General features: G+C 26.8%; 16 protein-coding genes and 1 tRNA gene. All 17 read right to left on the bottom strand.

The window, feature by feature from the left end; translation table 11 throughout:
- Positions 1–141: 141 nt before the first annotated feature.
- The 17 genes from atpC to GIL12_RS09280 all read right to left on the bottom strand — a co-directional run bounded on the left by atpC (position 142) and on the right by GIL12_RS09280 (position 11995).
- Positions 142–549: an ATP synthase F1 subunit epsilon gene (atpC, locus tag GIL12_RS09360; RefSeq protein WP_163470214.1), complete on the bottom strand. Its 408-nt coding sequence runs from the start codon at positions 547–549 to the stop codon at positions 142–144.
- A 2-nt stretch (positions 550–551) separates the two neighbouring features.
- On the bottom strand, positions 552–1952 hold the full coding sequence (gene atpD / locus GIL12_RS09355; RefSeq protein WP_163470213.1) for a F0F1 ATP synthase subunit beta: 1401 nt from the start codon (positions 1950–1952) through the stop codon (positions 552–554).
- 22 nt (positions 1953–1974) lie between these two features.
- Positions 1975–2826 carry an ATP synthase F1 subunit gamma gene (atpG, locus tag GIL12_RS09350; RefSeq protein WP_163470212.1) on the bottom strand — a complete coding sequence of 284 codons (852 nt, stop codon included), beginning with the start codon at positions 2824–2826 and terminating at the stop codon, positions 1975–1977.
- Positions 2827–2838: 12 nt separating this feature from the next.
- Positions 2839–4335: a F0F1 ATP synthase subunit alpha gene (atpA, locus tag GIL12_RS09345; protein ID WP_163470211.1), complete on the bottom strand. Its 1497-nt coding sequence runs from the start codon at positions 4333–4335 to the stop codon at positions 2839–2841.
- 27 nt (positions 4336–4362) lie between these two features.
- Complete coding sequence (gene atpH, locus GIL12_RS09340; protein WP_163470210.1) at positions 4363–4890, bottom strand: ATP synthase F1 subunit delta; 528 nt, start codon at positions 4888–4890, stop codon at positions 4363–4365.
- The gene (gene atpF / locus GIL12_RS09335; protein WP_163470209.1) at positions 4890–5393 is read right to left on the bottom strand and encodes a F0F1 ATP synthase subunit B; all 504 of its coding nucleotides are present in this window, start codon (positions 5391–5393) and stop codon (positions 4890–4892) included. Before atpF ends, atpH begins: the two co-directional genes overlap by 1 nt.
- A gap of 32 nt (positions 5394–5425) precedes the next feature.
- Positions 5426–5698, bottom strand: a complete 273-nt coding sequence (gene atpE / locus GIL12_RS09330) for an ATP synthase F0 subunit C (RefSeq protein WP_163470208.1) — start codon at positions 5696–5698, stop codon at positions 5426–5428.
- 30 nt (positions 5699–5728) lie between these two features.
- Positions 5729–6529, bottom strand: coding sequence for a F0F1 ATP synthase subunit A (gene atpB / locus GIL12_RS09325; RefSeq protein WP_163470207.1), 801 nt, complete (start codon positions 6527–6529; stop codon positions 5729–5731).
- A gap of 14 nt (positions 6530–6543) precedes the next feature.
- Positions 6544–6909, bottom strand: a complete 366-nt coding sequence (locus tag GIL12_RS09320; RefSeq protein WP_163470206.1) for a hypothetical protein — start codon at positions 6907–6909, stop codon at positions 6544–6546.
- A gap of 72 nt (positions 6910–6981) precedes the next feature.
- Positions 6982–7191, bottom strand: coding sequence for a hypothetical protein (locus tag GIL12_RS09315; RefSeq protein WP_163470205.1), 210 nt, complete (start codon positions 7189–7191; stop codon positions 6982–6984).
- Positions 7192–7200: 9 nt separating this feature from the next.
- On the bottom strand, positions 7201–7911 hold the full coding sequence (locus tag GIL12_RS09310) for a class I SAM-dependent methyltransferase (protein WP_163470204.1): 711 nt from the start codon (positions 7909–7911) through the stop codon (positions 7201–7203).
- 19 nt (positions 7912–7930) lie between these two features.
- Positions 7931–9292: a phosphoglucosamine mutase gene (glmM, locus tag GIL12_RS09305; protein ID WP_163470203.1), complete on the bottom strand. Its 1362-nt coding sequence runs from the start codon at positions 9290–9292 to the stop codon at positions 7931–7933.
- Positions 9289–9804, bottom strand: coding sequence for a Gx transporter family protein (locus GIL12_RS09300; RefSeq protein WP_163470202.1), 516 nt, complete (start codon positions 9802–9804; stop codon positions 9289–9291). Before GIL12_RS09300 ends, glmM begins: the two co-directional genes overlap by 4 nt.
- Positions 9805–9820: 16 nt before the next feature.
- Positions 9821–10246: a GNAT family N-acetyltransferase gene (locus tag GIL12_RS09295; RefSeq protein WP_163470201.1), complete on the bottom strand. Its 426-nt coding sequence runs from the start codon at positions 10244–10246 to the stop codon at positions 9821–9823.
- A complete protein-coding gene (gene lepB, locus GIL12_RS09290; RefSeq protein WP_163470200.1) occupies positions 10246–11169 on the bottom strand; it encodes a signal peptidase I in 924 nt (307 codons plus the stop codon). Before lepB ends, GIL12_RS09295 begins: the two co-directional genes overlap by 1 nt.
- 248 nt (positions 11170–11417) lie before the next feature.
- Entirely contained in the window at positions 11418–11768 is a 351-nt protein-coding gene (rplS, locus tag GIL12_RS09285; protein WP_163470199.1) for a 50S ribosomal protein L19, read from the bottom strand.
- Between the two features lie 151 nt (positions 11769–11919).
- A tRNA-Asn gene (locus GIL12_RS09280) sits at positions 11920–11995 on the bottom strand.
- Positions 11996–12027 lie beyond the last annotated feature (32 nt).

The raw sequence follows: 12027 nt of genomic DNA, 5'->3' as shown, positions 1-12027 counted from the left end.
TAAAGATTTTACTGTTTCTCCTTTCAACCTTCTTTCATAAATTTCTATTTTTTGTTTATTTGTTAATTTGGACATAAGAAATGCACCCTCCATCTTATTTGTCTAAGATTTTGGGTGCACTACAAAATACATCTTTTTTTTCTATAACAATTTTTCAGCTACTCTCACTTTTACCAATGCATCTTGAAGAGATTTCTGAGCCATTATTATTTGATTATCTTCATTTAATTTTTTTAATTTTTTCTGAGCAAATTCCAATTCTTTTTTAGCTTCCAATAAATCTATTTCATCAGGTAACATTGCTTCATCAACAATAATCAACACTTTTTCTTTATTTATTTCTAAAAATCCTCCTGAAATATAATAACTTATTTCTGTTGAATTATTGATTTTTATTTTTATATCATCTGAATGTAAACCTGCAACAAAAGGAGTATGATTTGCTAATATTCCCATATTTCCCTCTGTAGTTTTTAATGAAATATATTCTACATCTTTTGAAAATTTTATTCCTAAAGGGGTTATTATTTCCAATTTAAAGCTACTCATTTTTAGTCATCCCCTTTCAATAACTCTCTTCCTTTACTAACTACTTCTTCTATTGTTCCAACATATAGAAAAGCTTGTTCTGGTAAATCATCATATTTTCCTTCTAAAATTTCTTTAAAACCTCTAACAGTTTCTTTAATAGGTACATATTTTCCTTTAATACCTGTAAATTGTTCTGCTACTGAAAATGGTTGTGAAAAGAATTTTTCTATTTTTCTAGCTCTAGAAACAGCTTTTTTATCTTCATCTGCTAGCTCGTCCATTCCTAATATTGCTATAATATCTTGTAATTCTTTATATCTTTGTAATACAGCTTGTACTTCCCTTGCAACTGTATAGTGTTCATTACCAACAATTTCTGGGTCTAAAGCCTTTGATGTTGAATCTAATGGATCCACTGCTGGATAAATTCCCAAAGATGATATTCTTCTTGAAAGAACTGTTGTTGCATCTAAATGTGAAAATGTTGTTGCTGGAGCTGGATCTGTTAAATCATCTGCAGGAACATATACAGCTTGTACTGATGTAATTGATCCTGTTTTAGTAGATGTTATCCTCTCTTGTAGGGCTCCCATTTCTGTAGCTAAATTAGGCTGATATCCAACTGCTGAAGGGGTTCTTCCTAATAATGCTGATACTTCAGAACCTGCTTGAGTAAATCTAAATATATTATCTATAAATAACAATACATCTTGACCTTCTTTATCTCTAAAGTTTTCTGCTATTGTTAACCCTGTTAATCCTACTCTAAGTCTTGCTCCTGGTGGTTCGTTCATTTGTCCATAAACTAGTGCAGTTTTATCTAAAACTCCTGATTCTGTCATTTCATTATATAGATCTCTACCTTCTCTTGTTCTTTCTCCAACACCTGCAAAAACAGATAATCCACCGTGACCTTTAGCTATATTATTTATAAGTTCTTGTATTAAAACTGTTTTTCCTACACCTGCTCCACCAAATAATCCTATTTTTCCACCTTTTATATAAGGGGCTAATAAATCAATTATTTTTATTCCTGTTTCAAAAATTTCAACTTCTGTTCCTTGAGATTCAAAATCAGGAGCATTTCTATGAATTGGTAATCTTTCATCTGTATCAATTGGTCCTTTATTATCTACAGGTTCTCCTAAAACATTTAATATTCTTCCTAAAACAGCTTTTCCAACTGGAACAGTTATTGGAGACTCTGTGTCAATTGCTTCCATTCCCCTTTTTAATCCATTTGTGTCATCCATAGCGATTGTTCTTACCATATTGTTTCCTATATGTTGTGCTACTTCAAGAATAAGAGTTTTCCCATCTTTTTCTACTTTTAAAGCATTATATATTTTAGGCAAATTCTCTTTAAATTTTATATCAACTATTGGACCTATAATTTGTGTAAGTATTCCTTTATTAACCAACTTACTGTCCTCCTTTATTAACTTATTTCAATGCTGCTGCTCCACCTACAATTTCTGTTATTTCTTGTGTTATTGCAGCTTGTCTTTCTCTATTATATTGAAGATTCAGCTCTTTTAACATATCTTCTGAGTTATCATTGGCATTTTTCATTGCATTTTTTCTTGCTGAGTGCTCACTAGCTGTATTTTCTAACATTGCTTGATATAATTCTATATTTAAATATTTTGGTAATAAATTTGTTAATACATCTTCTATATTAGGCTCAAAAATATATTCTGTTTTTATTTCACTTTCAACTCTTTGTACTGGAATTAATTTTTTCACTAATAAATCACTTCTCAAAGCTGAAACAAATTTATTATATATTACATAAACTTCATCAAAAAGTTCTTCTAAATAATACTCAATTATATTTTCACTAATTTCTTTTGCCTTATCAAATATTTCTTCTGGTATTATTTGTATATACTCAGCCTTTACATCATAGTTTCTTTTCACACAATAATCTCTACTTTTTCTACCTATTGCAATTACAGAGAATTGTTTTTCTTTATTTTTATTTTTTAATTCTTCAAATTTTCTAATAGCGTTACTATTGAAACTTCCACAAAGTCCTCTGTCTGAAGTCATTATTATAACACCTATCTTATTGGATATTTTTCTTCCATCAAAAAGAGGATGTTTTTCATACTTAACATCATAAGAAATATTTGTCAATATATTTGTTATTCCTTCTGCATAAGGACGAGATTTAATAACTTTTGCTGAAAATTTCTTAAATTTTGTTGTTGAAATAACTTCCATAGCTTTTGTAATTTGGTGGGTAGACTGTACACTTTTTATTCTATTTTTTATTCCTTTTGAATTAGCCATTTAGTCACCTCTTTATTTTTTTTTGAATTTATTTATATTATCTGAGATTTCTTTTTCTAAGGCTTCATCTAGTACACCTTTTTCTTTTATTTTTGTTAATACATCAGTATTTTCTTTTAAATAAGATATTAATTCTTTTTCAAATTCAGCAACATTTTTTATCTCTATATCCTTATAAAAACCGTTAGTTACAGCATAAAAAGAAATAACCTGTTCCTCTACAGCATAAGGTTTGTTTTGAGATTGTTTTAACATAGCCATTATTCTATGACCTTTTTCTAATTGTGCTTTTGTTGTCTTATCTAAATCTGATCCAAATTGAGAAAAAGTAAGTAATTCTGTATATTGAGCTAACTCCAATTTAACTTTTGAGGCTACTTGTTTCATAGCTTTTAATTGTGCTGCTCCACCAACTCTGGAAACAGAAATTCCTGCATCTATTGCAGGTCTAAATCCTGAATTAAATAATTGAGTATCTAGAAAAATTTGTCCATCAGTTATTGAAATTACATTTGTTGGAATATATGCAGCTACATCCCCTTCTTGAGTCTCTATAATTGGCAAAGCTGTTATTGATCCTCCACCTAATTCATCAGAAAGTTTCGCTGCTCTTTCTAGTAATCTAGAATGTAAATAAAATACATCACCTGGATAAGCTTCTCTTCCTGGTGGTCTTTTTAATAATAAAGACATTTCTCTATAGGCTACAGCATGTTTTGTTAAATCATCATAAACTATTAAAACATCTTCTCCCTTATCCATAAAATATTCTGCCATTGCTACCCCTGCATATGGTGAAATATATTGTAATGAAGCTGCTTCAGAAGCTGTTGCTGCAACAATTGTTGTATATTCCATAGCTCCTAAATCTTCTAATTTTTTATATATTTGAGCAACTGTAGATCTTTTTTGACCTATAGCAACATAAATACATTTTACACCTGTATGTTTTTGATTTATTATTGCATCTATTGCAATAGCTGTTTTTCCTGTTTGTCTATCACCTATGATTAATTCTCTTTGACCTTTACCAATAGGAACCATCCCATCTATTGATTTTATTCCTGTTTGTAAAGGTTGAAATACTGGTTGTCTAGAAATTATTCCTGAAGCCTTTCTTTCTAGCTCCATATATTTTTCTATTTTTACACTTCCTTTTCCATCAATAGGTTCTCCAAGAGCATTTACTACTCTTCCTAAAAATTCTTCTCCTGCAGGAATAGATACTATCCTTCCTGTAGATTTTACTTCATCCCCTTCTTTTATTTTAGTGAAATCCCCTAAAATAATTACACCTACATTATTTTCTTCTAGATTTAAAACCATTCCAATAACATTATCAGAAAATTCTAATATTTCCCCGGCTTTAGCATCGCTTAATCCATAAACTCTTGCAATACCATCTCCTACTTCCAACACAGAGCCTGAAGTTTTTATATTTAAAATCTTTTTATAGTTTTCTATCTCATTTTTTATGATGTTACTTACTTCCTCCGGTCTGATATTCAACTACTACACCTCCGATTATGTGTATTTTTAACCTTTATACATTAACAAGTCTAGCTGAGTTTTAATAGTTCCATCTATTATTTTATCTCCCACTTTTAATATTCCTCCGCCAATAATTGACTTATCAATAACAACTTTTAAATTTATTTTCTTTTTTGTTCTTTTTTTCAAATTTTTTATAAGTTTCGATTTTTGAGCCTCTGATATTTCCTTAGAAAAAATTGCCTCAACATCTAAAATATTATTTTTTAAATAATATATTTTCAAATATTCTGTAACTATTTCTTTTATATTTTGGATTCTTCCTTTAGATAATATATATAAAATAATATTTTTTATACTTTCTTTTTCATTTTCAAAAATTTTATTTATGACTTTTTCTTTTTCTTCCATTTGAATTAATGGATTGTCTAATATGTTTTTTAAATCCTCATTAGATAAATATAATTCCATTACTTTATTAAGTGATTCATAAATTTCTTGTACATTATCATTAGAATTCCCTATTGAAAAAATTGCTTCTGCATATCTTCTACCTATATTATTTTTTGACATTAGTCTTCACCTAGCTCATCTATAAAATTATTTATTAATTGATTACTATGTTTAGAGTCCAATTTTTCTTTTATGATTTTTTCAGCTAACTTAACTGCTAAAATTTGCATTTCTTCTCTAATTTCAGTTTTAGCTCTTGCTTTCATTTTTCCAACTTCTATTTCAGCACTTTTTAATATTTTATCTCTTTGGGAAGTTGCACCTCTCAATATTTCTTCTTTTCTTTGATCAGCTTTTTTTTCTGCGTTAATTATTATATCATGAACTTGTTTTTTGGCTTCCTTTAACTTTTCATTAGCCTCTTCTTTTTCTTTCTTTGCCTCTTCTTTATTTCTTTTCGCTTCCTCTAAATCATTTGATATGATATCTTTTCTTTGTTTTAACACTTTATTTAATGGTTTTTTTAAATATTTATTAAATATCACAATCAATACCAAAAAATTTATTATTTGCCAAAACATGTTTATATCAATAGAAATAGCGGGCATTGTTTGTGCTGCCAAATTCATTACCTCCTTTCAACATTAATCTAATTTTAATTTCCTAATGCTGATAATAATGGATTTGCATATAATAAAATCATTCCTACAACTAATCCATAAATAGCTGTTGACTCTGCTATGGCTTGTCCTAAAATCATTGTTGATATTATATCGCTCTTAGCTTCAGGTTGTCTTGCAATGGCTTCTACAGCTTTACCTGCAGCATATCCTTCACCTATCCCAGGTCCTAATCCAGTTAACATTGATAATCCTATTCCTATTGCTGACGCTGCTAATACTATTGTTTTTGCTAGTAACATATCCATATAAATCTACCTCCTAATTTTATTTTCTAACTAATCATTTACTGAATCTCCTAAAGAGCTTTGTATATTAACTATTGATAACATTATAAATACAAAACTTTGAACTATACCACTAAACAAATCAAAATATAAATGCAATGGAGCAGGAACAACAGCTGGCACTGCTTTATACAGTAATCCCATTATTACCATCCCTGCAAACATATTCCCAAATAATCTGAAAGACATATTAATTGGTTTAGCTAATTCTGAAATTATGTTTAAAGGTAACAATATAGGAACTGGACTTGCGAAATTTTTTATATATCCAAACAATCCCAATTGTTTAATATTTGTTCCAATAAATACAATTGCAGTTAAAAGAGCTAATCCAACTGTTGTATTTAAATCTGCTGTTGGAGTTCTAAAAGCTGGATGTATAAATATACTTTTATCTGCTATTTTTGTAACCCAAGGAATTGGAAAAAAAGTGAGAATATTTCCTGATAAAATAAATAAGAATAAACAAGAAATGAAACTTATGAACCTATCTTTATATTTTCCTAAGGATTGAAAAACTAAATTATCTAAAAAAACAAATAATGTTTCTAATATAATTTGCAATTTTCCTCTGGGAACTACTTCTAATTTTTTAGTTCCTACTTTGAATATCATAAACAATATAAACATACAAAACCAACTACTTACTACAGTCATACTAACTGGCAGTCCAAATTCTCCATTTCCTACATTCATAGCCAATGGAACTTGATGTAAAAATTTAGGCAATGGAACAAAAAATGCTATCTTTGGACCTTCCACTAAAGGTGGTGTCAAAAAACTAATATTCATATTTTCCTCCTTTTCTACTTTTTATTATTTTTTGTGATTTTATCTTGAATAACAAACAAAAAAATATTAAATCTTATGTTGAACATTCCAACAGCAGTAGCTACTATGTACTCCAATTTTCCAAAATAACCCATGATTATAAATGTTAATAACAATAAGAAATATCTCTTTCCATAGTTAATAAAAACCTGCTTTTTTAATTTTGATGCTAAGAGGATATTTGTTGCATCTACATATAGCATATAAAAAGTCAAAACTGAAACTAAGGACCCTGTAAACATTCCTATGTACACTACAGAATTTCTTAAAAAAAGACCATATATAAAAATTATAATTGAAGTTATTAATCCTCTTTTTATAATTTTTTTTATTTGTTTCATATTCCCCCTCTTTTTAGTAATCTATTTATGTATACCACAATTCTTTAAATTAATAAAGGTTATTTTTGATTATTATTTTTTGAATATAATTTTATATACATTGTAAAAACCATTTATTATTCCCAATGCTATTAATAATAAAAATATAATTAAGCTTTCTCCAAAATATTTTACAAAAATTTTATATAAAACTATTGAAAAAATTATATTTAAAATTATTATTAGACCCACTGTTCCAAGTAGATTAAAATATTTAAAAATTTCTTTATTTAATCTAATCATCTTTTCTCCCTATAATTTTTTTAAAATATAAAAATTTCTTTCTCCTGCTAATTGGGTATCTTTTAATATACATTCTTTTTTCAAACCACTCATTTCTATTGCTTTTTCTATCTCTTCTTTTGTAAATATTTTTTTCTCATAATATTCTTCATATTTTTCATAATTATTTTCTTTATTTTGTATAAAATAAGTTGCTTCTATAATATCTAAAGAAGCTTCTAAATCTATTTCATGCTCCCAAATAACAGAAAAATCTTCTCTTACATCTGCAAAAACACCATTTGGAAACATTTTATTCATAAAATTTCTATCCACAACATCAAACATATATATTCCACCAGGCTCAAGTACATTTTTTACACTGTTCAAAGTATCTAATAAATCTTCTAAACTTGTTAAATGGTTAACTGTGTCAAAAAATGAAAAAACAACATCATATTTTTCTAGAGTGTTAAATTCTCTCATATCACCTAAAAATAATTTAACATTTTTTAATTTTTCATTTGCTCTTTTTAACATTTGTTCTGATAGATCTAGACCTGAACAGTCATATTTATTTGATATTCTTTTTAATACCTCTCCTGTACCACATCCTAAGTCCAAGATTTTTTTAGGTTTCTTTATGTATTTGTTAATATTTTTTTCCAATATTTCTACCCACTGATCATAATCGCATACTTCCATAAATTTATCATAAACTTTTGAAAAATTTTTATACATATTCACTCCTAATTTTCAACTATATTAATTGATCCCTTATTATTTTTGATAAAAAATCTGCTATTTCATATACTTGATTTAAATTTTTTCCTTCTACCATTACTCTTATTATTGGTTCTGTTCCAGAAGTTCTTACTAAAACTCTTCCCTCATTTTCTAATTCTTTTTCTTTGATTTTAATTTGTTTTAAAATTTCTTCATTTTTATTCCAGTTATTTTTTTTAATATTATCTCCAACATTTATATTTATTAATTTTTGAGGCCATTCAGGTATTTTAGAAACTATTTCTCCTAATTTACTTTTACTATCTCTTAATACCTCTACTAATTTTAAAGAAGTTTGTATTCCATCTCCTGTTGTTCCATAATCTAGTAAAATTATATGTCCAGATTGTTCCCCACCTAAATTAGCAGCTTGATTTCTCATTTTTTCCAGCACATATCTGTCTCCAACATTTGCTCTAACTAAAACTATACCATTTTCATTTAGATAAGATTCAAATCCCATATTACTCATTACAGTTGTTACAACTTTATTGCCATTTAAATTATCATTATTTTTCATACTTACTGCTAGGGTAGCTATAATTTTATCTCCGTCAACTATATTTCCTTTTTCATCCACAGCAATTAATCTATCAGCATCTCCATCATAAGCAAGGCCTAAATCTGCTTCATAACCAATAACTACTTTTGATAAAATTTCTGGATTAGTTGATCCACATTTAACATTAATATTTTTACCATTAGGTGCATCGTTTATAACAACTATCTCTGCTCCTAAAGATAAAAAAACCTCTTTTGCAACCCTATAAGCAGATCCATTAGCTGCATCTAATATTATTTTCATTCCGCTAAAATCACCTTTAACTATTGATTTCAAATGATCTCTATATAAAAAATAATCATCTTCTGCATATTTAAAGCTTCCAACTTTATCTCCATCTAAAGGTTCTTTTATAATTTCTTCCAAATTATCCATATAGCTTTCTAATTCTTCTTCTATTTTATCTAAAAGTTTACATCCATCACTACCAAATATTTTAATTCCATTATCCTTAGCTGGATTATGAGAAGCTGAAATCATTATTCCAGCAGCAGCACCTTTAGTTTGAGTAATGTATGCTACTCCTGGAGTTGGTAATACTCCCACAAAATCTATATTAATTCCCATTGAAGTTAATCCAGCTGTTAATGCTGATCTTAACATATAACCAGATATTCTAGTATCTGATCCCATAATTACTTTTATTTTTTTCTTGTTATTATTTTCTTTTTTCAAATAATAACCTAAAGCATAACCTAATTTCATTGCTAAGCTTGCTGTTAATTCTTTATTTGCTTCTCCTCTTATACCATCTGTTCCAAAATATTTTCTCATTTTTTTCTCCTTCTAAGTAATAATTTTTCTCCAATAACCCCTGTTATTAAACCTGATATGCACCCTAATAAAAGAAATCCAAGTACAAAAAAAATAACATATCTACTCTTAATTTCAATATTTCTAAATAATAATATGTATACAACAATCAATTGAGTTAAATTATGAATTAAAGCTGCAACCATACTTATTGATATTAAAGTTAACTTTTCCCTTCGTCTATATAATATCACCATAAAAAATAAGCTAGTGATTCCTGAAATTAAGCTTATTATAAATCCCGGACTAAATAAAGTACCTAACATTATTCCTTGAATTATTATTCTAAAAACAACTACTTCTATTGCCATTTTTTCATCAAATTTTTCTAAGGATATTATAGCTCCAATGTTAGCTAATCCTATTTTCATCCAAGGAAATGGCTTAGGAATAAGAACTTCTATTAATGATAAATACAACGAAAATAATATTAATAAAGTAAGGTATTTTTCCCTTTTTGTATCATAGTTCACTTTATACTCCTTAATTTTATTTTTTCGAAAATAACATTAAAATTGCATTTTCTTTATTATTATAATAATTTTTTCTAATTCCCACCTTTTTAAAATCATTTGCTAGATAAAAAGAAACTGCTGAAATATTAGTTTCTCTAACTTCTAGAAAAATATTTTTTTCTTTTTCTTTTATTTTATTAATAAGTTTTTTACCTATTCCTGTTTTCCTGTTTTCTTCTAAAACGCCTATTTTCATTATTTCAAAGGCTTCACTATTGTCAAAAATAATAATATATCCACTTATTATATCTTTTTCTTTGATAAAATAACTGGTATAGTTTTCCATAAAAATAATTTCCTCTATTTGCTTTAATGAATAAGCTTCATTTTTAAAAATTTTTTTTTCTATATAGAATAATTTATTTGCATCATCTTTATTTACTATTTTTTCTAATATCATTATTTTAATATCCCTGCTCTATTAATTGGCCAAAATCTTACAAAAGCTTTTCCTCTTATTCTGTCTTCTTTAACAAATCCCCACATTCTAGAATCATAACTTCCGTTAGTATTATCTCCCAAAGCTAAAAAATAATTATCTTTTAATTTTATTTCCACTGTATTACCATTTATTAATTTTTTTAAAGTTTTGTCATCATGTATAAAATCTAAAATCATACCTGTTTTTTTGCCATTTACATAAAATTCTACTTCAGGTAAAATTCTTTTTATTTGTGAAGAATCTTTTAATAAAACCTCTTGTACTTTTTTTATATCAATATTTATTTTCTTATATTCTTTTTTATAATCTAACTTTGGTACTATTTTTAATATGTCCCCTTTTTTAGGAATTATCCATTCTTCATTTCCTAGATCTCCTAAAGGTGTATATTCTCTGGAGTTTATTTTTATATCATTAACGTATAAATGATTATTTTTAATTTGAACTTTTTCTCCTGGTAATCCCATAACTCTTTTTGTATATAAAACTTTGTTTTCTAATGGTTCTTTAAACACAATTATTTCTTCTCTTTTTGGATCTCTAAATTTATAAGAAACCATATTACCAAAAAGTCTATCCTTAGGTACTATAGTTGGTTTCATTGACCCTGTTGGCACCATAAAATTTCCCAAATAAAATCGTTGAATAATTAGAACTAAAATTATAGCGGTTCCAAATGATTCAATTATTTTTAAAGTCTTCAATAAAATATTTTTTTTTCCTTCACTTTTTATTCCAAGTATTTTTGATATTTTTTCTGATAGCTTTTCTATCTTCAATGCAATATTTTTATTAATATATTTTTCTTTAATAAAAATATAGATAAAAAAAGAGGTTAAAATTAAATAAAATATAATATAAAGTATAATTTTTTTGTTCATATACAACCTTCCTTTTGTTTTTTTATAAAAATATTTTAACATATTAAAAGAAAAAAAGCTAAAGTAATTACCTTTAACTTAATTTAAAAATAAAAAACAATTAAATTTAAATCAAGTTAATATCTTTTTATTTTTGTCCATATACATTACTTTTAATTAATCATAACAGTTATTCTCCTACAATAGTTATAAAAAAAACTACAGACAAATTAATTTGTCTGTAGTTTTAGCTAAATTAGCCTTTTTTATTATTTTCTTAATTCTTTTATTCTTGCTTTTTTACCAGATAATCCTCTTAAGTAATAAAGTTTAGATCTTCTTACTTTACCAACTTTTAATACATCAATTTTATCAATTAATGGAGAATTTAAAGGTATTATTCTTTCAACACCTATTCCATCTACAACTTTTCTTACTGTAAATGTTCTTGCTATCCCAGATCCAGATACTCTTATTACTGTCCCTTGAAATAATTGAGTTCTTTCTTTTGTTCCTTCTTTTACTTTGTAGTAAACTCCTATTGTATCCCCTGCTTTAAACTTAGGAATGTCTGTTCTTAAATAATCTTTTTCTACTAATTCAATTAATTTTTCTTTCATTTTTGATTCCTCCCTTTGATATTCATTCAACTATAAATTGAAGAGGAATATCTGCTTATTAACTTTAGTAGTTTATCACAAAAGCCCTTTATTGTCAATATCTTTAATCTACAATTAAAAAAAGCAATCAAATGATTGCTTTAAATTCATATGGCGCTTCTTGTTGGACTTGAACCAACGACAACACGATTAACAGTCGTGCGCTCTACCAACTGAGCTAAAGAAGCATTATATTATTAAAGATTGGCAAGTACTTATC

This window comes from Fusobacterium sp. IOR10, from assembly GCF_010367435.1.
In the GTDB taxonomy this organism is placed as follows: domain Bacteria; phylum Fusobacteriota; class Fusobacteriia; order Fusobacteriales; family Fusobacteriaceae; genus Fusobacterium_B.
This window is presented reverse-complemented; position numbering and strand designations above follow the sequence as displayed.

What these genes read in the sequence shown, in the direction of transcription:
- atpC (WP_163470214.1), bottom strand. Translation starts at nt 549, where the DNA reads ATGAGTAGCTTTAAATTGGAAATAATAACCCCTTTAGGAATAAAATTT.
- atpG (WP_163470212.1), bottom strand. Translation starts at nt 2,826, where the DNA reads ATGGCTAATTCAAAAGGAATAAAAAATAGAATAAAAAGTGTACAGTCT.
- atpH (WP_163470210.1), bottom strand. Translation starts at nt 4,890, where the DNA reads ATGTCAAAAAATAATATAGGTAGAAGATATGCAGAAGCAATTTTTTCA.
- atpE (WP_163470208.1), bottom strand. Translation starts at nt 5,698, where the DNA reads ATGGATATGTTACTAGCAAAAACAATAGTATTAGCAGCGTCAGCAATA.
- atpB (WP_163470207.1), bottom strand. Translation starts at nt 6,529, where the DNA reads ATGAATATTAGTTTTTTGACACCACCTTTAGTGGAAGGTCCAAAGATA.
- GIL12_RS09320 (WP_163470206.1), bottom strand. Translation starts at nt 6,909, where the DNA reads ATGAAACAAATAAAAAAAATTATAAAAAGAGGATTAATAACTTCAATT.
- GIL12_RS09315 (WP_163470205.1), bottom strand. Translation starts at nt 7,191, where the DNA reads ATGATTAGATTAAATAAAGAAATTTTTAAATATTTTAATCTACTTGGA.
- GIL12_RS09310 (WP_163470204.1), bottom strand. Translation starts at nt 7,911, where the DNA reads ATGTATAAAAATTTTTCAAAAGTTTATGATAAATTTATGGAAGTATGC.
- glmM (WP_163470203.1), bottom strand. Translation starts at nt 9,292, where the DNA reads ATGAGAAAATATTTTGGAACAGATGGTATAAGAGGAGAAGCAAATAAA.
- GIL12_RS09295 (WP_163470201.1), bottom strand. Translation starts at nt 10,246, where the DNA reads ATGATATTAGAAAAAATAGTAAATAAAGATGATGCAAATAAATTATTC.
- lepB (WP_163470200.1), bottom strand. Translation starts at nt 11,169, where the DNA reads ATGAACAAAAAAATTATACTTTATATTATATTTTATTTAATTTTAACC.
- rplS (WP_163470199.1), bottom strand. Translation starts at nt 11,768, where the DNA reads ATGAAAGAAAAATTAATTGAATTAGTAGAAAAAGATTATTTAAGAACA.